The sequence below is a fragment of the Larkinella sp. genome, from assembly GCF_965227735.1.
Lineage (GTDB): Bacteria > Bacteroidota > Bacteroidia > Cytophagales > Spirosomataceae > Larkinella.
The window spans coordinates 1,921,484-1,944,533 of record NZ_OZ245776.1; the positions used below are offsets into that span (position 1 = coordinate 1,921,484).

General features: G+C 53.8%; 14 protein-coding genes. 10 read left to right on the plus strand and 4 right to left on the minus strand.

What is annotated here, in order from left to right; translation table 11 throughout:
- Positions 1–3 precede the first annotated feature (3 nt).
- The 8 genes from ACO064_RS07340 (at position 4) to ACO064_RS07375 (ending at position 14,714) form a co-directional block, all read left to right on the plus strand.
- The gene (locus tag ACO064_RS07340; RefSeq protein ID WP_421826741.1) at positions 4–1,458 is read left to right on the plus strand and encodes a DUF1501 domain-containing protein; all 1,455 of its coding nucleotides are present in this window, start codon (positions 4–6) and stop codon (positions 1,456–1,458) included.
- 42 nt (positions 1,459–1,500) lie between these two features.
- Positions 1,501–3,672: a c-type cytochrome domain-containing protein gene (locus ACO064_RS07345; RefSeq protein WP_421826742.1), complete on the plus strand. Its 2,172-nt coding sequence runs from the start codon at positions 1,501–1,503 to the stop codon at positions 3,670–3,672.
- 66 nt (positions 3,673–3,738) lie between these two features.
- Complete coding sequence (locus ACO064_RS07350) at positions 3,739–4,344, plus strand: RNA polymerase sigma factor (protein WP_421826743.1); 606 nt, start codon at positions 3,739–3,741, stop codon at positions 4,342–4,344.
- Between the two features lie 112 nt (positions 4,345–4,456).
- Entirely contained in the window at positions 4,457–5,584 is a 1,128-nt protein-coding gene (locus ACO064_RS07355) for a FecR family protein (protein WP_421826744.1), read from the plus strand.
- Between the two features lie 247 nt (positions 5,585–5,831).
- Positions 5,832–9,221 carry a TonB-dependent receptor gene (locus ACO064_RS07360; RefSeq protein WP_421826745.1) on the plus strand — a complete coding sequence of 1,130 codons (3,390 nt, stop codon included), beginning with the start codon at positions 5,832–5,834 and terminating at the stop codon, positions 9,219–9,221.
- A 21-nt stretch (positions 9,222–9,242) separates the two neighbouring features.
- On the plus strand, positions 9,243–10,781 hold the full coding sequence (locus ACO064_RS07365; RefSeq protein ID WP_421826746.1) for a RagB/SusD family nutrient uptake outer membrane protein: 1,539 nt from the start codon (positions 9,243–9,245) through the stop codon (positions 10,779–10,781).
- Positions 10,782–10,902: 121 nt separating this feature from the next.
- Positions 10,903–13,251, plus strand: a complete 2,349-nt coding sequence (locus ACO064_RS07370; protein WP_421826747.1) for a PSD1 and planctomycete cytochrome C domain-containing protein — start codon at positions 10,903–10,905, stop codon at positions 13,249–13,251.
- Positions 13,252–13,256: 5 nt separating this feature from the next.
- Complete coding sequence (locus tag ACO064_RS07375) at positions 13,257–14,714, plus strand: DUF1501 domain-containing protein (RefSeq protein ID WP_421826748.1); 1,458 nt, start codon at positions 13,257–13,259, stop codon at positions 14,712–14,714.
- A gap of 248 nt (positions 14,715–14,962) precedes the next feature.
- On the opposite strand, the gene ACO064_RS07380 is transcribed toward ACO064_RS07375, so the two are convergent.
- The 4 genes from ACO064_RS07380 to rhaT all read right to left on the minus strand — a co-directional run bounded on the left by ACO064_RS07380 (position 14,963) and on the right by rhaT (position 18,947).
- The gene (locus ACO064_RS07380) at positions 14,963–15,259 is read right to left on the minus strand and encodes an HPF/RaiA family ribosome-associated protein (protein WP_421826749.1); all 297 of its coding nucleotides are present in this window, start codon (positions 15,257–15,259) and stop codon (positions 14,963–14,965) included.
- A gap of 35 nt (positions 15,260–15,294) precedes the next feature.
- Entirely contained in the window at positions 15,295–16,461 is a 1,167-nt protein-coding gene (locus ACO064_RS07385; protein WP_421826750.1) for a hypothetical protein, read from the minus strand.
- Positions 16,462–16,661: 200 nt separating this feature from the next.
- On the minus strand, positions 16,662–17,903 hold the full coding sequence (locus ACO064_RS07390; protein ID WP_421826751.1) for an alkaline phosphatase family protein: 1,242 nt from the start codon (positions 17,901–17,903) through the stop codon (positions 16,662–16,664).
- A 6-nt stretch (positions 17,904–17,909) separates the two neighbouring features.
- The gene (rhaT, locus tag ACO064_RS07395) at positions 17,910–18,947 is read right to left on the minus strand and encodes an L-rhamnose/proton symporter RhaT (protein ID WP_421826752.1); all 1,038 of its coding nucleotides are present in this window, start codon (positions 18,945–18,947) and stop codon (positions 17,910–17,912) included.
- Positions 18,948–19,279: 332 nt separating this feature from the next.
- On the opposite strand from rhaT, the gene ACO064_RS07400 reads away from it, so the two are divergent.
- Both ACO064_RS07400 and ACO064_RS07405 read left to right on the plus strand, forming a co-directional pair.
- Positions 19,280–19,990, plus strand: coding sequence for an SDR family NAD(P)-dependent oxidoreductase (locus ACO064_RS07400; RefSeq protein ID WP_421826753.1), 711 nt, complete (start codon positions 19,280–19,282; stop codon positions 19,988–19,990).
- A 64-nt stretch (positions 19,991–20,054) separates the two neighbouring features.
- Complete coding sequence (locus ACO064_RS07405; RefSeq protein ID WP_421826754.1) at positions 20,055–22,952, plus strand: M16 family metallopeptidase; 2,898 nt, start codon at positions 20,055–20,057, stop codon at positions 22,950–22,952.
- Positions 22,953–23,050 lie beyond the last annotated feature (98 nt).

Here is a 23,050-nt window from a genome sequence, read left to right on the forward strand (position 1 = left end):
ATCATGGAAAAGGAAATCTTAGAACACGGCTTTAATTTCAACCGGCGTCGCTTCTTATCCCGATTGAGTTTAGGACTGGGCAGTGCGGCTTTAGGATCGCTGATGATCCCCGACCTGTTTGGCGGCAACAGTACTGATGAAGAAGGGCTTACGCCCGGCATTCCGCATTTTGCGCCCAAAGCCAAACGCGTCATTTACCTGTTCCAGAATGGCGCGCCGTCGCAGCAGGAATTGTTTGATTACAAACCCAAGCTCCGCGAAATGCTGGGGCAGGAAATTCCGCCGTCGGTGCGGGGAACGCAGCGGCTGACCGGGATGACGGCCAACCAGGCGTCGTTTCCGCTGGTGGGTTCGTTCGTCAATTTCAAGCAGTATGGCCAGTCGCGGGCGTGGGTGAGCGATCTGTTTCCGTATACCGCCAAAATCGTCGATGATCTGTGCATTGTGAAATCCATGTACACGGAAGCCATCAACCACGATCCGGCGCTGACCTTTCTGCAAACCGGCTCGCAGCAAGGCAACCGCCCGAGCATGGGTTCGTGGCTGAGCTACGGGCTGGGCAATGAAAACAAAAACCTGCCGAACTTTACGGTGCTGCTGTCACGCGGCATCGGCAACGGGCAGGGCGTGTATTCCAAGCTGTGGTCGAACGGTTTTCTGGATTCGATTCACCAGGGCGTGCAGTTCAGCAAGGGCGAAGATCCGGTCTTGTACCTGCGCGATCCCGAAGGCATGGACCGGCACGCGCGCCGGGATATGCTGGACAATCTGGCGGAGCTCAACGACCTGGCCTACCAGGAATTTGGCGATCCGGAAATTACGGCCAAAGTAAAGCAATACGAAATGGCGTACCGGATGCAGACGGCGGTTCCGGAAGTAATGGACCTGTCGAAAGAACCGGACGACATCATCAAGCTCTACGGCCCGGACTGTCTGGTGCCCGGCACGTTTGCCGCCAACTGTCTGCTGGCCCGGAAGTTATCCGAAAACGGCGTTCGGTTTGTACAGTTGTATCACCAGGGATGGGATCAGCACGGCAACCTGCCATTCGAAATTGCCAGACAAGCCAAGGACGTTGATCAGGCATCGGCGGCTCTGGTGACCGACCTCAAACAACGCGGTTTGCTGGACGAAACGCTGGTGATCTGGGGCGGTGAATTTGGCCGGACCAGCTACACGCAGGGCAAGCTCACGGCCGACAACTACGGCCGCGATCACCACCCGCGTTGCTTCACGATCTGGATGGCCGGGGGCGGTATCAAACCCGGCATGGTGTACGGCGAGACGGACGAACTGGGCTATAATATCGCGCAGAATCCGGTTCACGTCCACGATTTTCAGGCGACGGTTTTGCACCAGTTGGGCCTGAATCACGAAAAATTGATTTTCAAACACCTGGGCCGCCGGTACCGTTTGACGGATGTTTCCGGCAAAGTGGTCCGGGATATTCTGGCCTGATCAGTACCCTACTATTCCTAACCCACTGGATTCTTTGTTGTGATGACTAAAAAGGTCAAAAGTCTGGCGGAGCAGGCGTTGTTTGCTTCTGCCGTTTTTATTCTATTCCTGCTGTTTTTCGAGAGTAAAATTGTGGTGCCGACCTGGGTGCAGCCCATCGGGCGGATGCACCCGCTTTTTCTCCATTTCCCCATCGTAATCCTGTTGCTGGCGATGGCGATGGAACTGTTTCGCTTCAATGCGTCGTATGCCGCGAATGAATTTTACCGGGGTTTTCTGTCCAATCTGCTGCTGGTGGGCGTTTTGTCGGCCGGCATTACGGTGATCATGGGGCTGTTTTTGTCCAGGGAAGACGGTTATTCCGGGGAAGTGTTACAATGGCATAAATGGTCGGGAATCGGCCTGTTCTACCTTTCCTGCCTCATTTACTGGAGCCGCAACCGGGATTGGTACCAGGCCACGGTGGCCCGGTCGGGCGCGATTCTGGCCGTTGTTTTCCTGATTGGCGCGGGGCATTACGGGGCGGTTTTGACGCACGGCGACAACTTCATTACCGGACCGATCAGCAACCCGACCGTCGAACCGGTGGCACTCGATCAGGCGCTGGTTTTCGATCACGTCATTCAACCCATTTTCCAGCAAAAGTGCATCAGTTGCCACAACCCGGAGAAACTGAAAGGGGAACTGAACATGGCCGACGTCGACGCCCTGTTGAAAGGCGGCAAATCCGGCAAACTGTTCAAAGCCGGTTTCCCCGACCAGAGCCTGCTCCTCCAGCGCATCCACCTGCCGATGGAAGAGAAAAAACACATGCCGCCAACGGGCAAAACGCAGTTGACCAACGACGAAATCACGCTGCTGGCGCTCTGGGTGAAAAGCAAACCGGATTTCAAGAAAAAGGTCATCGATTTACCGCCGACTGATTCCTTACGGCGCATCGCTGCCACTTTGCTCAAACCCGCCGAACGGCAGGAGGTGGTGTATGAATTTGATGCGGCTGATGAAGAAACGGTTCAGAAACTCAACAATGATTACCGGACGATTGCGCCCCTGGCCCGGGAGTCACCGGCGCTGGCGGTCAATCTCTACAACCGAAACACGTATTCCGTGGATAAACTGAAGGAACTGAGCGACATCAAACGGCAGGTGGTTTCGCTGAGTCTGAACAAATTACCGGTGAAAGATGCGGATCTGAAAACGATTGCCCAGTTTGAAAACCTGCAAAAGCTGGATCTGAATTTCACCGACATTACGGGTAAAGACCTGAACGAACTGGCAGCCCTGAAACACCTCAACACCCTGACCTTATCAGGCACCAAAGTGACGTATGCCGACTTGCAAAAACAGATCGGCGATTTCAAAAGCCTGAAAACCGTCTCGTTATGGGAAACCAAACTGTCGGTTTCGGAGATTCAGCAGTTGCAGAAGGCCAATCGAAACATCGCGTTTATTGCCGGGTTTAAGGACGACGGCAAAAACCCGATTACACTGAACCCACCGCAGATCAAAAACAGTTCGGTCATTTTCGATAAACCGACGGCCCTGCAACTGAAGCACCCGATCAAAGGCGTTCAGATTCGCTTCACCACCGACGGCACCGAGCCCGACAGCGTCAACTCTCCGGTTTTCAACAGCCAGACGGTTCTGACGGACATGACGACCATCAAGGCCCGGGCGTTTAAAGACGGCTGGTTTGGCAGCAGTACGGCCACCTTCGATTTTTACAAGAGTGCTTTCAAACCCGACAGCGTCAATCTGTTGCTGCCGCTCAACCGCGTTCACCAGGCGGAGGGAGCCAAATCGCTGTTTGACTACAAACTCGGTACGTTCAACGCCAACAGCCCGGCCTGGGCCAACAACTGGACGGGCGTTCGCAACAACGACATGGTGCTGGTGGCCGAATATAAAAAACCGGTCACGGTTTCCTCCGTGGCCCTGCGCATCATGGTGGAAGAAGCCACCGGTATTTTTCCGCCGGGCAGCGTTGAAATCTGGGGGGGCGACAGCCGCGACCAGATGAAACTGCTCACGACGGTCAAGCCGAAAATGCCCGTCAAAGGCGAAACGCACGAATTAAAAACCGTTACCTGCCCCTTCAAACCGCAAACCGTCACGTACCTCAAAGTGGTCGCCAAACCGTGCACGCTGCCGGAATGGCACGGTGGCAAAGGCAAACCGGGGCTGGTGCTGGTGGATGAGATGTTTGTGAATTAAACACAGGCCCGTAAAAAGACGCACATTTTCAAGTGCTCAGAACCGCATGTTAATGGGTAATGGCATATGGATCAGAAGAAACACCCCTTCAATCGACCCGCGGAAATTGTTGTATGGCAACAGTTTTTGTCTGGCGATACCGTGGCTTTTGCCTGTCTGATGTCTTCTTATTTTCAGGTTCTGTTTCGGTATGGCAGTAAATTTTCGAAAGACAAGGAGTTTGTCAAAGACTGCATTCAGGACCTGTTTCTGATCATTTGGGAACGTCGTGACCGACTCAATTCGGAAGTTGCGGTGAAGCCCTACCTGATGGCGTCGCTCCGCCGGCTGATGAACCGCAGCGGCCAATCCCGAACCGGTTTATCGACTGAACTTCCCAGTGAAAACCAGGAGACCTTTGACATTGAATATTCGGTCGAAGAGGAGTACATTGAAAAGGAAAACGTCCGGGTCATCACCCAACGTTTCAAAAAACTGCTGGATGAACTTCCCAAACGGCAGAAGGAAGTTATTTATCTGAAATTCTTTCAGGAAATGGACCGTAACCAGATTTCGGAGGTGATGGACATTTCTCCCCAAACGGTATCCAATCTGCTTCAGATTGCCATCAGACAGCTAAAGGAGTACTGGAAAGTGGAACTCTTGACGCTGCTTCTGGTTCATTTTTACTGATAACCGGGGCAGGCCAATTGGCAGCATTCTATTTTTTTTCAAAATAATTCTAATTCTTTTGGTATCGCGGCTGTGATTTCGTCTATCGTATGGTATAGATGCACAGGTAGGTATGAATCAGTACAGAAGTTTCAAAACCGGCGATTTTGTCTGGGATCCTTTTTTTCGGCAGTGGGTTCTTACGCCCACCAGCGAGACGGATTTCTTCTGGAATCGATGGATGCAGGAAAACCCGGACCGCGCCGACCGGATTCACGAGGCCCGAACCGTCGTGCTGGCTCTTCAGGTGAAAGAATCTACGCTGCCCGCACACGAAATTGAGCAGGTTGTCAAATCGACAATTTCCAGAATCAATCAGCCGTCATCCTCAACTCCGGCATACAGGCAGCGCCCTTTACCGGTTTATAACCGTAGCTGGTTCCGGGTGGCCGCGTCGGTCAGCCTTATCCTGCTGGCCGGTTGGCTGGCTCTCCCCTATTTCCGTTCCGGGCCGCCTTCCACCCGGTCGGATGCGCCCTTCATGATTGCCAAAAATCAGGCACCGACCGTTACCGATACCGCGAATACATCATCCCAACCGGTCGTGATCCACCTCGGCGATGGCATTACCGTTACCCTCGCGCCCGCCAGCCGGATTCACTACGCCAAGAACTTTTCAACCCCCAAACGGGAAGTCTACCTCAACGGAGAAGCTTTTTTTGAAGTCGCCAAAGATCCGGCCCACCCTTTTTTAGTTTATGCAAACGGACTGGTTACCAAAGTTTTAGGAACCAGTTTTACGGTGAAAGCCTACGAAAGTTCGCGGGAAGTGATCGTTGAAGTAAAAACCGGGCGCGTTTCGGTGTTTGCCCAGTCGGACCCCAAAGCGAAGGAAAAAGCCATCAACCGCGAACTGGACGGGGTCGTTCTTTCCCCCAATCAGAAAATTGTGTATAAAACAGACGAAGTACGGATGCGAAAGACCCTGGTGGAAAAACCCGTGTTGCTCAAAACCGTTGTTCAGCCTTCGTTTCACTTTGAAGACAAACCCGTGAGCGAAGTTTTTGCGGCTCTCGAAAAAGCCTACGGTGTTCCGATCATTTATGACAGAGATCTGATGATGGATTGCCCCTTAACGGCTTCCCTGGACAGTATGGCATTATATGATCAGCTAACCATTATCTGTAAAGCCGTTGAGGCCCGGTATGAGCTGGTGGAAGGGCAAATTGTTATTCACGGCAAGGGATGTAAAACGAATTAAAGCGTACCTGTCAAGCGGGTTTATACACTGGCTGAATTCTTTTTCTGATCGTAATAACCTAAACCCTTAAATACTTTATGCGGTATGATGACCCCAAAGACCTGCAATCTGAAAAGGTGCCGGGCTGAGTTCGTTCGGTCCGGTTAAATCCCAACGCTTTCTTTCAAAACTGCTTTTCATGCTACTCCCCAAAAAAGGGGAGTCGGGAAAACTATTGCCTCTTCAAACTCCTATACCCTTAACTTTTATGAAAAAAAACATACAGTATCAGCAGTTCGTCTGTCGAATCTTCTGCCGAACCCTGGGTCTTACTGCAATTCAGACCTTGTTCGCTTTTTGTTTTGCCGGACTGGGCTACGCCAGCGACGGCGTAGCCCAGTCGCTTCTGAATCAGAAAATTACGGTTAGAGCGCAGGAAATGGAGATAAAAAAGGTACTGAGCCAGGTGGAACGGCAGGTAGACGTCCGGTTTGTGTTTAGCTCGAAACTGATTCAATCCAGCCGGAAAATCACGCTTTCTGCCGAGAACAAACCGCTTCAACAGGTATTGGACCACATCCTGAGCCCGCTGGGATTGCAGTATGAACTGACCGGAAAAGTCATCATTATCCGGCGCGAAGAGGTTGCCCCGACACCCCTCCCGCCCGTGGGCCAGGTGGCTCCCAAGCGTACGGTTTCCGGAAAAGTGCTCGATGAAACCGGCAAAGGACTGCCCGGTGTCAGCGTCGTTGTGAAAGGAACGCAGCGGGGTACGATTACGAACGGAGAGGGAGACTTTCAGATGGAAACGGAAGACAATGCCATCCTCGTTTTTAGCTTTGTCGGCTACAAAAGCCAGGAAAAGACCGTGGGCAACCAGAGCACCTTTTCCATTACGCTGGCTCCGGAAGACCGGGCGCTGGAAGAGATCGTGGTGGTGGGCTACGGAACGCAGAAACAGCGGGAAGTCACCGGTTCCATTGCATCGTTGCCCGCGGCCCAACTGGAAGACCAGCCAGTGGGTCAGTTGGCTCAAAAGCTTCAGGGACGGATTGCCGGTGTCCAGATCAACCAGGCTTCGGGAACGCCGGGCAGTGGAATGGCCATCCGGATTCGCGGAGCAGCTTCCATCAATGCCGGTAACACGCCCCTGTATGTGGTCGACGGCTTTCCGATTGTGGGCGGTATCAACAACATCAACCCCAACGAAATCGAAAATTTCTCCGTCCTGAAAGGCGCTTCGGCGGCTGCTTTATATGGGTCGCGGGCGGCCAACGGGGTGATTCTGATTACGACGAAACAGGCCAAAGAAGGCCGGACCACCATCCAGTTCAGCGCCACCTACGGCATTGCCCAGGTTCCGCAGCGGGGGCGGGCCAAGCTCATGAATGCGAAGGAGTTTTTACAGGACCGGAAGGAAATTTTTGAAGACAAAATTAAATACGAAGGCTACACGGGCGGCATACCGGAGCTGTATCAAAACCCCGAAGCCTACACCGGGAAAAGTACCGACTGGTATAACGAACTCTTGCAGACGGGCGGGCAGAACAGCTACAACCTGTCCATTTTATCGAACAAAAACAATTTCAGTTCGGCCACCACCCTGGGCTATTACAAGGAAAAGGGGGTGGTCTTGAACACCAATTACGAGCGATTTTCTCTGCGGTCCAACAATCAGTACAAGATCAACGATTTTGCCCGGGTCGGCATCAACATTGCTCCAACCTATCAGCGCAGTCTGAATCAGGAAACCGACGGTTTTTACAGCACGCTCTATTCGGCCATCATTACGCCCCCCATCTTTTCGCCCGATGACAAAAACCCCGACGGTTCTGTCAAACTGAGTTTTACCGGACCGGGGCTTTTTACGTTTCCGAACTGGAAAAAAACCTTGCTCGAAACCACCAACCGGACCAATTCCACCCGGATTTTGAGCAATGCCTACGCCGAGGTCGACTTTCTGAAAAATTTCCGGTTTAAAAGCTCCCTCTCGCTGGATCTGGAAAGCCGCAAACAGCGAATTTTCAACCCATCAACGGCGGGCGGTATTTTTGCCCCCCCGCCCAAACTGGCCACCGGCTCCTACGAAACGAATGAATATACCTCGTGGCTGACCGAAAACACCCTGAATTACAGCAAATCCTTTGCGGCAGACCACCATGTCGAAGCCCTTGTGGGGTATTCGGCCCAGCAGTTCCGGCAGGAAACCAACCGGCTCACGGGCACCAGCTTTCCGGACGATGCCGTTACCTGGATCGACGCGGCTGCCATCAAAAACGGAAACAGCAGCTCAACCGAATGGTCGTTGCTCTCGATGTTTAGCCGGGTGAACTACAACTACAAAGGAAAATACCTGCTGGCCGCTTCCATCCGCCGGGATGGCTCCTCCCGGTTTGGATCGGCAAACCGCTGGGGTTCCTTCCCCTCCATATCGGCGGGCTGGATTATTTCGGACGAAGGTTTTGCTCAAAAATGGAGCAGCGTGAGTTACCTGAAATTACGGGCCGAATACGGAGATGCGGGCAATTTTAACATTGGTAATTACAGCCAGTTTGGCAACATCGTCTCCACCAACTACCTGTTCGGAAATGCCCTCGTGCAGGGACGAAGCCCCAACACGATTGGCAATACCAGCCTGACCTGGGAAACCACCACCGGAATGGACATTGGTCTGGATGTGGGGCTGCTGAACGACCGCATTTCGCTGACGGCCGATTATTACAACAAAAGAACCAAGAACATGCTGTATCAGGTGGATATTCCGACGGGAACCGGTTTTTCCAACATCCAGGACAACATTGGCGAATTCCATTTCTGGGGGTATGAATTTGGTGCCACCACCCGCAATCTGGTTGGTACGCTGAAATGGACCAGCGATTTCAATATCTCTTTTAACCGCAACAAGGTCATCAAGTTAGGAACCAACGACACGCCCATCGGCGGCATCGGTAATTATTCCAGCACGATCTGGAAAACCGAAGTGGGCCATCCGATCGGGCAGTTCTACGGCTATGTGTTCGATGGGGTCTACAAAACGCAGGAGGAATTTGATTCACAGCCCAAACACAGTACATCCAAGGTGGGGACCATGCGCATGAAAGACATCAACGGCGATGGGATCATCAACACCCTGGATAAAACGTACATCGGCAACCCCAATCCGAAATTTGTGTATGGCATCAACAATACGTTTGCCTACAAAAACCTGGATCTGAATGTTGTGATTTCGGGGGCCTACGGCGGAAAAATGTACTATGCGCTGGCGGAATGGACCGAAACGCTGGAAGGCATTTTCAATGTCGAAACGTACATGAAAGACCGCTGGCGGTCGCCCGAAAACCCCGGTGCCGGTATTGTCGGACGGTCGCTGTCGGGAACCACCGAATTTCCGCGCAATGTGCAGGACCGTCTCGCGCTCGATGCTTCGTATCTGACCGTGAAAAACATCACGCTGGGCTACACCCTGCCGAAAGTATCGCGCTACATCACCAAATCCCGGATTTTTCTGAGTGTGCAGCAGGCGCTGGTTTTGACCAAATACAAGGGGGCCAATCCGGAAGCCAGTTTCAACGGGTTGAGCGGTCTGAGCGAAGGGGTCGACATCAGTCCCTATCCGGTTCCCCGGACGTTTGCGCTGGGTCTGAATTTGAATTTTTAATCGTATCGAAAAATCAAAGACATGAAAAAGCTTCTGTATATATCGTTTTTAACGACCTTGCTCCTGACGGGCTGTTCCGAAGATTTTCTGGAACGCGTGCCGGAAAGCTCCGTCACCTCCGGTAATTTTTACCAGACCGAAGCCCAGTTCGAACAGGCCATGGTGGGTGCCTATGCGGCTGTCCGGGACGCCAAAGGATCGATTGCCGCCTGGTGCATGGGCGAGATGCGTTCCGACAATACGCACCTTGAGTTCAACAACACCAACCGCGGACCGGCCTACATCGAACGCGAATACACCGATTTCTTTCTGGATGATGTGACCAGTACGCTGGTCGCCGACAAATACAACCGGTGTTACGTCGGCATTGCCCGCGCCAACAGCATCATCGACTACCTGCCCGGAGCGGGGTTGAGCCAACAGGTAGCCGACCGGCTGACGGGTCAGGCCCGGTTTCTGCGGGCGTTGTTTTACTTTGACCTGGTGCGGTATTTTGGCGGGGTTCCGCTGTATCTGAAAGCCGTATCGGGAGCCGGTGATGCCTATCTTCCGCGTTCGTCCGTCGACGAGGTGTATAAAGTCATTGTCGACGACCTGAAAGATGCCATTGCCAAACTGCCGGCACCGGCGTTTCCGCAAACAGGACGCGCCACGCAGGCAGCGGCTAAAATGCTGCTGGCCGATGTGTATCTGACGCAGAAGAATTTTGCGCTGGCCGAAACCGAATTGAAAGGGATTACCCCGATGGGCTTTGCGCTCCTGCCCGACTATGCTTCGGTTTTCAGTTTATCGAATAAAAACAGCAGGGAGTCGCTGTTCGAGATTCAGTATCAACAGGGCAATCAGGGGCAAAACAGCAACTTTCTGTATCCTTTTCTGCCGCTGGCTTCGGATGTCAGCAAGATCACCGGCATCACCTCCCAAAACCGCCAGGGGGGCGGCTGGAACGTTCCGACCTTCGAGATGATCGGCACCTATGAACCCGGCGACAAGCGGCTGGAAGCGTCGATTGGCATTGCGGAAGGAACCGGCGTGGTGGGCGACATGGCCATTGAAAGCCTGAAAAGCCCGGTTGGCTACGTCAAACCGGCGGGTAAAAGGGCGTATCCATACATTAAAAAGTATCTTCACCCCCACAGCCTGGAGCAGAATACCGACGATAACTTCCCGGTTTATCGTTATTCCGATGTGCTCCTGGGATTGGCCGAAGCCCTCAATGAACAAAATAAAGGCGCTGAGGCTCTGACCTATTTGAACCCGGTTCGGGTGCGGGCGGGTCTGGCCCCGTCGACGCAAACCAGTCAGGCGGCTTTGCGGGACCTGATTGCCCACGAACGGCGCGTTGAGTTTGCCTTTGAAAACAAACGGTGGCTGGATTTGGTCCGCACCGGCAAAGCCATCGAGGTGATGAACAAGAACGGGGAGTACATCAAGGCTTTTCATGCCGGTGAATCATATCTGCCCGGCACCAGTTACGCAGTGACCCAGAACCGTCTGCTCTTCCCGATACCGAACCGCGAAATATTAATCGGAAAGCTGCAACAAAATCCGGGTTATTAACGCGGAATGTAAGTAAGAAATCAGGATTAACCTGTTTTATAAATGAGACGCTCCACGGCGGTTTGTTTATAAAACAGGTCTTTTAACTTTTAGTCAAATTTTAGTCAGTCCAGACGTTACAATGAAAAGGCTTTCTTATTTGCTGTTCGTGGTGGCCGGTAGTGCAGGTGCTTTCCAATCCTGCTCTACGGGCTTGACGAGCGGGTCAGCGGAGGAGAAACTACCGGAAATCGTCAGCTACAACTTTGACATTCGGCCCATTCTGTCGGATAAATGCCTGGCCTGCCACGGCCCGGATGCCAACAAGCGGGAAGCCGGGCTGCGGCTCGATGTCGCCGAAAGCGCCTTCAAAGCCCTCGCTGAAAACCCGACGGCCCACGCGCTGGTGGCCGGAAAACCCGAACTGTCGGAGGCTTTCCTGCGCATTACCACGCTGGATACCTCCCTGCTGATGCCGCCACCATCGTCTAACCTGAAACTCTCCACCCGCGAAATCAATCTGATTGAAAAGTGGATCAAACAGGGTGCGAAGTACGAAAAACACTGGGCCTTCTTGGCTCCTCAAAAAACCGCCCTGCCACCTGTCGATCAGAAGGCGTGGCCGCGAAATGAAATCGATTATTTCATTCTCCACAAACAGGAGCAGAAAGGCCTGGCCCCCAACGAAGAATCCGACAAGGAGCGCCTGCTCAAGCGCGTCAGTCTGGACCTGACCGGATTACCGCCCACCTTGTCGATGATGGATCGGTTTCTGGCCGACAACAGCCCGAAGGCCTACGAGAAAGCGGTCGATCAGTTGCTGAAAAGTCCGGCCTACGGCGAAAAAATGGCGCTGCACTGGCTGGATCTGGCCCGGTATGCCGACTCCTACGGCTATCAGATGGATAATTTCCGGACGCAGTGGCCCTGGCGGGATTGGGTCATTCATGCCTTCAACCAGAACATGCCCTACGACCGGTTTATCACCTGGCAACTGGCGGGCGACCTGCTGCCGGTGCCGTCCGGCGGCTCCTCCAACAAGGAGCAGTTGCTGGCGACCGGTTTTAACCGCAACCATAAAATCACCGAAGAAGGCGCCGTCGACGAAGAAGAATACCGGGTGACCTACGTGACCGACCGCAACGACACCTTCGGCAAAGGGCTACTGGGGATCACGCTGGAATGTGCGCATTGCCACGACCACAAATATGACCCCTTCTCGCAGAAAGAATATTATCAGCTCTTCGCTTTTTTCAACAACGTCGATGAAATGCGCTCCAAATACACGGCCATCGACCCCGCCGTCGGCAAACCAGAGTCGTATGCCAAAAAACCGCTGATGGAAATCAGTAACGACGACGTAAAGAGCCTGTTAAAGTTCATCAATAAACCGGACACCAGCCGCCTGATTGTATCCGTCATGGGCGATCTGGATACGCTTCGCAAGACTTACATTCTGAAACGGGGCGTTTTCGATGCCTACGGCGACGAAGTGAAGCCCGGCACCCCCACGTCCATTCTGCCTTTCAACAAAAAGTATCCCAAAAACCGCCTTGGACTTTCGCAGTGGCTGTTTGACGAAAAGAATCCGCTGACGGCCCGCGTCTACGTCAATCGCATCTGGCAGGAATTCTTCGGGCGGGGCATCGTCAAAACCGCCGGTGACTTCGGGATGCAGGGCGAACTTCCCTCCCATCCGGAACTGCTGGACTGGCTGGCCGTCGACTTTATGCAGCACGGCTGGAACATCAAACGGCTGGTCAGGCAGATCGTCACGTCGGCCACCTACCGCCAGTCGATTGTCGTTTCCTCCGAAAAGTTGCGGGCCGATCCGGAGAACGTGTTGCTGGCCCGGGCACCGCGTTACCACCTACCGGCCGAACTGGTGAAAGATCTGGTGCTGGCGAGCAGCGGTCTGCTGAACCGGGCCATCGGTGGCCCCAGTGTAAAACCGTATCAACCGTCCGGGCTGTGGGAAAGTGCCACCGCCGGGGGCGACGGCATGTTGTCGACCTACAACCAGGATCACGGTCCGGCGTTATACCGGCGCGGCATGTACACGTTCATCAAGCGAACCGTTCCTCCCCCCTCAATGGCCATCTTCGATGCCAGCAACCGCGACCAGTGCGAAGTAGGAAGGAGCAAAACCAATACGCCATTGCAGGCCCTGGTGATGATGAACGACCCCACGGTGCTGGAAGCCTCGCGGGTGCTGGCGGCCCGCTTGTTGCAGGAAAACACCGGGATGGAAACCAAAATCGGCCAGGCCTTCCGGCTGATTGTCAATCGAAAACCGACCCAGCCCGAACTGGGCGTACTCGTGACCTATTTCGGGGAGGAAATGCAGACGATGAAAACGACGGAAATTGAAAACGTGCTGGCCGTCGGGGAATATCCGGTTCCCGAAAAGATCGACAGAAAGCGGCTGGCGGCCCTGATGCGCGTGGTATCGATGATTTACAACCTGGAAGAATCCATTACTAAATCCTGACCGTCATGGAAAAAGAACTGCTGGACCATTTGCTGACCTTCAACCGGCGTCGGTTTTTCTCGAAACTGAGTTTGGGCCTGGGCAGTGCTGCGCTGGGTTCGCTGCTGATACCGGATCTGTTTAGCAAAAACAGTGATTCCGACGACCCTGATTTCATTCCCGGAATTCCGCATTTTGCGCCAAAAGCCAAGCGGGTCATTTATTTGTTCCAGAATGGCGCGCCTTCTCAACTTGAGACGTTTGACTACAAACCCAGGTTACGGGAGTTGTTTGGCAAAGACCTCCCGCCGTCGGTGCGGGGAGGTCAGCGACTCACCGGTTTCACGGCTACCCAGGCGTCCCTGCCCCTGGCCGGATCGTTCGTCGATTTCAAGCAGTATGGGCAGTCGCGGGCGTGGGTGAGTGATCTGTTGCCGCACATGGCCAAAATTGTGGATGATCTGTGCATTGTGAAATCCATGCACACCGAAGCCATCAACCACGACCCGGCCATCACGTTTTTTCAGACCGGTGCCCAGCAGGGCAACCGCCCGAGCATGGGTTCGTGGCTGAGCTACGGGCTGGGCAATGAAAACAAAAACCTGCCCAATTTTACGGTATTGATTTCGCGGGGAAAAGGCAACAGCCAGGGGGTGTATTCCAAACTGTGGTCGAACGGTTTTCTGGATTCGATTCACCAGGGGGTGCAGTTCAGCAAGGGCGAAGATCCGGTCCTGTACCTGCGCGACCCCGAAGGCATGAGCCGCCAGTCGCGCCGGAAAATGCTTGACCGTCTGGCGGAATTGAACCAGTTGGCGTATGAGGAAGTGCATGATCCGGAGATCAATGCCAAAATCAAGCAGTACGAAATGGCGTACCGGATGCAAACCGCCGTGCCGGAAATTACGGACCTGTCGAAAGAACCGGACGACATCATCAAGCTCTACGGCTCCGACTGTCTGATTCCCGGAACCTTTGCCGCCAACTGCCTGCTGGCCCGCAAGTTGTCCGAAAACGGCGTGCGGTTTGTGCAGTTGTATCACCAGGGTTGGGATCAGCACGTCAATTTGCCCGTAGAGATTACCGGCCAGACCAAAGACGTCGATCAGGCGTCGGCGGCTTTGGTGACCGACCTCAAACAACGCGGAATGCTCGACGAAACGCTGGTGATCTGGGGCGGTGAGTTTGGTCGCACCTGCTTTAGCCAGGGCAAGCTGACTAAAGAAAATTACGGCCGCGATCACCACCCGCGCAGCTTCACGATCTGGATGGCCGGGGGCGGCATCAAACCCGGCATGGTGTACGGCGAAACCGACGAATTCGGTTATAACACCATTGCGAACCCCGTTCACGTCCACGATTTTCAGGCGACGGTGTTGCACCAGTTGGGCCTCAATCACGAGAAGCTGGTTTTCAAACACCTCGGCCGCCGGTATCGGTTAACGGATGTTTCGGGGAAGGTGGTGCGGGATATTCTGGCGTAGCGAAATCAACACCATTAAAGGTTGCAGGTCGATTTCCAAACTATAAACACTTACCTATTTGACCATTAACACCATTCCTGTACCCGAAGGAGTTAAAATACGGTTCTACGAAATATCAGGGACCAACCGCCAACACCTGTCTAATTAAAAACCGGTTCGATTCTGACAAACACAAAAAAAATCCGGGCCTCTCGTCAATTTGACAAATAACCCGGACTTTTTATTCAATTACCGCCTACGTCGGTGGTTCAGTCCACAAACTGACGGCGGAGTTTGTCACTGGCGTCCCGCAGACCGGCGGCCCAGCTAGCGCCGGTTCCTTCGGCAAAGAGATCATTGCCGGGAATGCCCAGCCGCCAGCGCACCGTTTTGTTGTTTTCGGGATTGCGTCCTTCTTCGCGCAGGTAGATATCGGCGGCTACGATGTCATTCCTGAAACGCATCACCCGGCGAAGCTCGCTCTCCACCTGGTTTATCAGTTCGGGCGTTTCGTCGAAGCCGACGGTTTGCAAATCGATTTTAATGCTATCAACAGAATATTCCATGATGTGTCGATGGTTGGTTAGTGGTTTGCACTGAATTAAAACCGGTAGAGAGCCGTGATCATCACCGGACTGCGGTTGTTGAGTAGTTTGACCTCATCCATTAAATACACCTCGCCACCGTGGCGCAGCGTCAACAAGGCGGCCTGATCGATCAAAGAAGTATCACCGTCATTTTCATTTTCGTGGATGGTTGCCGTCAGGGTTTCTTCGTCAAAATGCCCCCACGCATGGGCATCGTGCCGCACAAACAGGGCTTCGATGCGTCCCGTCACGGCGGCTTCCAGAATCTGGCGCAGATCGCGCGAGGCCAGCTCACTCCCGCTGTTGTTCTGGTATTGTCTGATCCGTTGCAGACGCGGCCCCTCAAAGTAATCACCCAGCTGTTCATTGGCCATCTGATGCAATTCATCAATCTGAACGTGATCAAAATTGCCCGTTAGCCCGCCATCGTGCAGGTACGGATACGAATTGACCTGCCGGTAGATGGGCTGGTAGTAGGCAACCGATGCCAGAAGCAACGGAATCGTCTGGGTGCCGTTGAGCTTCATAACGGCCTCGTCGACGAGCCGGAAATAATCGGCCAGCAGATGGTCTTTGTCTTTGTTGTCGTTATCGTCACTCGCATACATTGCCGTCATACCGCCCGCCCCTTTTGTACGGCCCTGCAATTCCTGCTCAAAATCGTAATACTTCGTTACCTCTTCCATACCGGACGGCATTACCTCCCCGGTTTCAACGACGGAGATCGCGTATTGATCCGCCTGATAGAGCACAACGCCGTTTTTTCCCAGTTGCAGCAGGAAGTATTGCCGGGAAGGCTGCACGTACGACAGCAGGGGTCTTACCCAAAACTGCGGACCAATTTTATGGAAATCGTCCAGGGGTATCGGACTGTCAAACGTGAAAAAGTGGTCGGAGCTGCGGAAAACTGCCAGGCCCTCGGAGCGGTGCCGCCAGAATTGCGGATCATCCAGGAGCGCGTCCAGCGGCATCATCAATGCATCAATCTCGTTGCTCGGGAGCGCCTGCGCTTCAAGTTCAAGCCGAATGGCCTGGACGTGGTTTTTGAACGCTATGCTATCCTGGCCTTCCAACACTTCTTTACCCCGGCGGTGGGTCGGAATAAAAATCGAAATCGAGTGTTCATGAGCATGATCAGCCAGTTCCAGCAGGGCTTCTTTGTTAAAATCTAAGGACGTCATCGCGTGAATAGGATTAAAAACCGGGGCGGTTATCGATTGGCAGAAACCGCATCGAACCCGGTCAGGTTAATAAGAACTCTAAAAAGTAAACCCGCCGGTTGCGACAATGTTGGGTATACTTTCAGAACGGGACCGGATTTTTAACCCTAAACAGCGTCAGTGAGGGGATAGGCAGGTTTATTTCTTTTTCGAAAAATTACTTACTCCACAATCCAGCGAACGGCATTGTTATACCGCCCTTCCAGCACGATCTTGTAAAAACCGGTGGGCAATTTAGAGACGTCGATGACGGTTTTTTCGGCCTTCACCGGCACTTCGTCCATCAGCCAATACTGGTCGCGCTGGCCTTCTTCGAAGTGATTGGTGGTCGTGAGCCAGATTTTGACGGTGCCTTCCGGGTCGGCGGCTCGCCAGCTCAGGGCGATTTTTCCGGCTTCTTTTTTTGCCGTCGGCTGGGTCAGCGACAGTTGGCCGGTCAGTGGAATGCCGTCAATTTCAATGGCTTGTTCTTTCGGAATGGAAACCTGCAGATGCCGGGCCAGCGTCGGCATGATGTCGACAATGCCGGGGGTAGCCTTGCGGAAATAAGGATTCAGGTTTTTGGCGTTCGTCACCATCCACGTACTCCGCTCCCGCTCCGACTGCCCGCCGTGGTTTTTGCCGGTATCCGCGCTCCGGCCGTGGTCGGTCGTGATGAACACCTGCCAGTCTTCGCCAAACGTTTTTTGTCGGTACTGCACGGCCTTCCACAACCGCCCCATCTGATCGTCCATCATCCGGATGGCCTCATGGAACCGCTCACTGTCGCCATACCGATGGCCCATGTCGTCCGTGTATTCCAGGTATACCCACGACAGATCCGGGCTTTCCTGCCGGATGTAAGCCGCAGCTTCGTTCACCACTTTTTCGTCGATCTGGTGAATATACTGCTTGTCTTTGTCGTGCGGAAAATGGAGCGTGTCCAGCTCAAAACCGTCGAACGAATAGTCGAGACGCAGGTGGCCCGTGGCCGGAAGCCCTTCGCCCACCAGTTTGGTGCGGTTGTCGAGCCAGGTCGAGAAAACGGCGGTTTTTTTCTGGGGATATTGCGATTCAAAAAACCGGAAGATGGTCCAGTACTGATAGTTCGGGTCTTTAATGTCGTTGTCCCAGACGTTGTGCTTGTTGACCCACGTTCCCGTCAACAGGCTGTTGTAGCCCACCGCCGAAATCGTCGGCGTCTGCGAATACGTCCCTTTCTGACCACCGACGTACGCCCGGACATACCCGCCTTCCCGGGCAATCGCGTCCAGATTCGGTTTGGCAATCTTCTCGATTACATCCGCCGAAATGCCGTCGACAATGACAAACAACGCCTTTCGCTGGCCCGGTTGGCCAACGCTGGTGTGCGTCCTGACTAAACACAGAATCAGCAGGAGGAACGGTACAATCCGAGGCTTCATCCGGTTCTATTCCGCCAGGTAATTTCCGATGCCAACCACAACCGTCGAAAAGACCACGGTGGCAATTCCGAGGGTGATGGTGCGCATGGTTTGCCGGTTGGCTCCGCGCCACTCGTGCAGATACAGCCCCCAGAAGCTACTGAAAGCAATGATGAACGCCATGTGCAGGGTCCAGCCAGAAAACCGGTATTCGCCCATTTTGCTGTCGCCCATGCCGTAGAAGAAGAATTGTAGGTACCATGTCACCCCGGCCATCGCGCAAAAAATGATGTTCCGCAGGGCGGGTGCCGTCACATTGCCGTAATCGGTATACGTTTTATTCTTGATATTGAGGTAGATACACCAGATGGCGTTGGTGGTCAAACCACCCAGCAGAATGAATACGAGGGGTGCATTGTTCATGTAGAGCGGGTCGGCACCGTTCTTGACTGCCAGATCGGCAATGGGTTGTCCGGCCGTTAGCCCGAACGAAAAACAGGCACTCATGATGCCCGAAAAAACCGCCACGAGAACGCCCTTCCTGAGATCGAATTCGGCAATGGTTGCCTTCTTCTGGTCGTCCGTCATCGACTTTTCCTTCATCATACCGGCAATACCGCAAATCGAAATGCCCAGCACACAGACCGCCAAACCCAGAATGATGACCTGACCGGACAGTGTACTCATCAAGGTACCGAACTGCCCCTGCCAGATGGGCGGAACGACGGTTCCGAAAACCGCACAGAGTCCCAGCACCACGGCCATACCGAGCGACAAGCCCAGATACCGCATCGTCAGGCCGAACGTCAAACCGCCGAAGCCCCAGAGAACACCCCAGAAATACGACCACCACACGGTTTCGGTTGGGGCTGCGGCCAGCACGTCAAACAGATTCGGAACGGTGAGCAGACCGAAAATCAGCGGAGCAAACACCCAGGAAAAAATACCGCCCACGAGCCAGTAACTTTCCCAGGACCAGCCCTGTACTTTTTTATACGGTAGATAGAAACTGCCGGAAGCAAACCCTCCGAGCGCGTGCAAGACTACTCCCCAAATGACGGCCATGTATAGTGATTTTTCAACAAATCTGTGTAGTTTCCGGAGAAAGACCTTCCTGCGCTCTCCTGAACTCATAAAGCGAAAATTCTGCCCGGTCTAACGATGTAGCCCCTGAACTATTTTTTTAGAAGACCGTACAGGGCAGGAGACCACGGTATAGTTAGCTCATTCTAACTCAATACTTTTGCCCCGTAGAATACTATTTCATCATAGGTTAGTAGGATAAGCCCGTTAGATTTCTAATGGGCTTATTTTGTTTTTACGGCTTCAGGCACTTTTCCTCCCATTTTCTTTCAACTTTTTTCTAACCACAACGCTCAACGTTGTGTTGGCCAGTCATGAACAAATTCGAAGGAAAAAATATCCTGATTGTCGGCGCATCGTCCGGCATTGGTCAGGCAACCGCCCAACGGCTTCAGACGGCCGGGGCCACGGTTTTTACGGCGGGTCGGCGACAACCCGAAGGCATTCAATCCACCCACCTGACGTGGGACGCCACCCAACCCGGTGAGTCCGACCTGAGCGGTTTACCCGATACCTTACACGGGCTGGTGTATGCGCCCGGTTCCATCCGGCTGGCCCCGTTTGGCCGGTTAACCCTCGATCACTTTCAGCAGGATTTCACGCTGAACGTGCTGGGAGCCATCGCCATCCTGAAAACCGTCATGCCCGCCCTCCTCCAGTCCAAGTCGGCCAGTGTAGTGTTGTTCAGCACGGTAGCGGCCCAACTCGGCTTCGGGCTGCATTCGTCGGTCAGCGTATCGAAGTCGGCGGTGGAAGGCTTGACAAAATCCCTGGCGGCCGAATATGCCCCGCACAACATCCGGTTTAACACCGTGGCGCCCTCCCTCACCGATACACCCCTGGCACAAGCCGCCGGACTGGTGTCGCCCAACCGGCTCGAAGCGGCTGGCAAACGGCATCCGCTGGGTCGCATCGGCACCTCCGCCGACATCGCCGGGATGGTCACGTTTCTGCTGTCGGAGGAGTCCGGCTGGGTCACGGGCCAGATTCTGGGCGTCGATGGTGGAATGAGTACGCTCAAATAAGCAAACCGCTTTCAATCCTGCGCTTATTCCAGTTAATTTGTATAGATTTCATCAGCCTATACAAATGAGAAAATTACGCTACGGCATCGGGCTTCTCAGCCTGATGCTCACCCACCTGGCCTGGTCACAGACGAAACTCGTGGAAACCGTCACCCGCAAAGAAGGTGAACTGATTATTCCGTACCAGAAGTACGTGTTACCCAACGGGTTGACGCTGGTCATTCACGAAGACCATTCCGATCCGATTGTCCACGTTGATGTCACCTACCACGTCGGATCGGCGCGGGAAGAGATCGGCAAGTCGGGGTTTGCCCACTTTTTCGAGCACATGATGTTTCAGGGCTCCGATCACGTGGCCGATGACGAACACTTCAAACTCGTGACCGAAGCCGGCGGCACCCTGAACGGGACCACCAACGGCGACCGCACCAACTATTTTGAAACCGTACCCAGCAACCAACTGGAGCGCGCGCTCTGGCTCGAAGCCGACCGGATGGGCTTTCTGCTGGACGCCGTGACCCAGAAAAAATTCGAAATTCAACGGGCAACCGTGAAAAACGAACGCGGTCAGAATTACGACAACCGCCCCTACGGTTTGTCCTACGAGTATACCGCCAAGAACCTGTATCCCTACGGCCACCCGTATTCCTGGCTCACCATCGGCTATATCGAAGACCTGAACCGGGTGAATGTCAATGACCTGAAGAACTTCTTCCTGCGCTGGTATGGCCCCAACAATGCGGTTTTGACCATCGGTGGCGACGTGGACCCCAAACAGGTAGTGCAATTGACGGAGAAATATTTCGGCAGCATTCCGAAAGGACCGGAAGTGACCAAAACCATTGTGCCGCCGGTGGTGGTCGACAAAGACCGCTACGTGTCTTACGAAGACAACATCCGGTTTCCGATGCTGCGGATTACGTACCCGACTGTGGCGCGTTTCCACCCGGACGAAGCCCCTCTGGACGCGCTGGCCCAGATTCTGGGCGGTGGCAAAAGTTCGCTGTTCTACAAAAACCTGGTCAAAACCGAAAAGGCGGTTCAGGCCAACGTCGGCCACCCGGCCAATGAACTTGCCGGGGAATTTACGTTTACGGTGCTGCCTTTTCCAACCATGCGGCTGGACAGCACCGAAACGATCGTCCGGAACACGCTGGCCGAATTTGAAGCCCGGGGTGTCACCGACGACGACCTTGCCCAGTTTAAAGCAACCCGCGAAGCCGAAATTATTGATTATCTCTCCAGTGTTTCCGGCAAAGTTTCACAACTGGCTTCTTTTCAGACCTTTACCGGCTCACCAAATTATCTGCCGACGGAACTGAAACGCTATCAGGCGCTGACGAAAGCCGACATCATGCGGGTTTACAACCAGTATATCAAGGGCAAAAACGCCGTTATTCTGACGGTTTATCCCAAAGATAAAAAGGAGATTGTGGCGCATCCCGACAACTATACGATTGCGACGGAAGGCTACAAGGCCCCGGATTACGGCTACGATGGCCTGAAATACGTCAAAGCGAAGGATTCATTCGACCGGAGCAAAAAACCGGCTTCCGGTGCCAGCCCAACCCTGAAAGTGCCGCCGTTCTGGTCCGACAAACTGCCGAACGGTTTAAAAATGATCGGGACTAAAAACGATGAAATTCCGACGGTTACCCTGCTGTTTTCGGTAAAGGGCGGCCACACGCTGTCGGCCAAAGACCCTTCCAAAGCCGGGATTGCCCAGCTTACGGCCGCTTTGATGAACGAAGCGACGCAGAATTTCAGCAACGAAGAAATCAACGCCAAACTCGAAAAACTGGGCAGCAGCATCCAGATTTACGCCAGCACGGAAGAAATTCAGGTGTCGGTTTCGTCGCTGACCAAAAACCTGGACGCGACGCTGGCGCTGGTGGAAGAAAAAATGTTCCGCCCCAAGTTTGCCACGGAAGACTTTGTCCGGTTGAAAAAACAGCAGCTCGAACTGATCTCGAACCAAAGCACGCAGCCGGTGGTAATTGCCAACAAAGCCTACAGCCGACTGCTCTACGGCGCGGATAACATCCGGGCGATTCCGACCAGCGGTACGGTTAAAACCGTTGAAAACATTTCGCTGGACGACGTGAAAGCCTTCTACCAGCAGAATTTCTCGCCCTCCGTCACGAACCTGGTCATTGTGGGCGACGTTGAAAAAACCGCCATTCTGCCGAAGCTCGACTTCCTGAAAAAGTGGGCCGCCAAACCAGTCGCTTTACCCAAAGCACCCGTTGCCAAAAAAATCGACAAAACCCGTATTTACCTGATTGACAAGGACAAAGCGGCTCAGTCGGAAATCCGGATCGGGTATTTGACGGATTTACCCTACGATGCCACGGGCGAGTATTACAAAGCCGGGCTGGCCAACTACATCCTCGGCGGTGCGTTCAACAGCCGGATCAACATGAACCTGCGCGAAGACAAGGGCTGGACCTACGGCGCGCGTTCGTCGTTCGGTAGCACCAAAACGCCCGGTCCTTTCACGGCTCAGGCCGGGGTGAAAGCAGCCGCTACGGATAGCTCAGTGGTCGAATTTGTCAAGGAACTGACAAACTACGGCAAAACCGGGATTACGGAAGACGAACTGGCCTTCCTGAAAAGTTCGGTCGGCCAGCGGGACGCCCTGCGGTATGAGACCTCGTTCCAGAAGGCGCTTTTCCTGAACCAGATCATCGACTACGATCTGCCGGGCAACTTCGTGGAGCAGCAGAGCCAGATTTTGCAAAAAATGACCAAGAAAGACATCGACGCCATTGCTAAAAAACGCCTGCCTGTCAACAACCTGATCATCACGGTCGTGGGCGACAAATCGGCCGTCAAACCGGGTTTGCAGCGGCTGGGCTACGAAATTGTTGAACTCGACAAGGAAGGCAATCCCGCCGTGGCCGAAGGCACCGCCACCCCGGCTTCGCTCGGTGGCGCGTCGTCGACCAATCCGAAGAAATAAATTCGAAATTGAAAATACAAATACGCCAAAAGCCACTCCCGGGAGTGGCTTTTGGCGTATTTAATAATCGCACAGGCTGTTTCAGAATGCCGGGTATA

Excerpts from the sequence above, each read along its gene's own strand:
- ACO064_RS07340 (WP_421826741.1), top strand. The coding sequence starts at position 4 with ATGGAAAAGGAAATCTTAGAACACGGCTTTAATTTCAACCGGCGTCGC.
- ACO064_RS07345 (WP_421826742.1), top strand. The coding sequence starts at position 1,501 with ATGACTAAAAAGGTCAAAAGTCTGGCGGAGCAGGCGTTGTTTGCTTCT.
- ACO064_RS07350 (WP_421826743.1), top strand. The coding sequence starts at position 3,739 with ATGGATCAGAAGAAACACCCCTTCAATCGACCCGCGGAAATTGTTGTA.
- ACO064_RS07355 (WP_421826744.1), top strand. The coding sequence starts at position 4,457 with ATGAATCAGTACAGAAGTTTCAAAACCGGCGATTTTGTCTGGGATCCT.
- ACO064_RS07360 (WP_421826745.1), top strand. The coding sequence starts at position 5,832 with ATGAAAAAAAACATACAGTATCAGCAGTTCGTCTGTCGAATCTTCTGC.
- ACO064_RS07365 (WP_421826746.1), top strand. The coding sequence starts at position 9,243 with ATGAAAAAGCTTCTGTATATATCGTTTTTAACGACCTTGCTCCTGACG.
- ACO064_RS07370 (WP_421826747.1), top strand. The coding sequence starts at position 10,903 with ATGAAAAGGCTTTCTTATTTGCTGTTCGTGGTGGCCGGTAGTGCAGGT.
- ACO064_RS07375 (WP_421826748.1), top strand. The coding sequence starts at position 13,257 with ATGGAAAAAGAACTGCTGGACCATTTGCTGACCTTCAACCGGCGTCGG.
- ACO064_RS07380 (WP_421826749.1), bottom strand. The coding sequence starts at position 15,259 with ATGGAATATTCTGTTGATAGCATTAAAATCGATTTGCAAACCGTCGGC.
- ACO064_RS07385 (WP_421826750.1), bottom strand. The coding sequence starts at position 16,461 with ATGACGTCCTTAGATTTTAACAAAGAAGCCCTGCTGGAACTGGCTGAT.
- ACO064_RS07390 (WP_421826751.1), bottom strand. The coding sequence starts at position 17,903 with ATGAAGCCTCGGATTGTACCGTTCCTCCTGCTGATTCTGTGTTTAGTC.
- rhaT (WP_421826752.1), bottom strand. The coding sequence starts at position 18,947 with ATGGCCGTCATTTGGGGAGTAGTCTTGCACGCGCTCGGAGGGTTTGCT.
- ACO064_RS07400 (WP_421826753.1), top strand. The coding sequence starts at position 19,280 with ATGAACAAATTCGAAGGAAAAAATATCCTGATTGTCGGCGCATCGTCC.
- ACO064_RS07405 (WP_421826754.1), top strand. The coding sequence starts at position 20,055 with ATGAGAAAATTACGCTACGGCATCGGGCTTCTCAGCCTGATGCTCACC.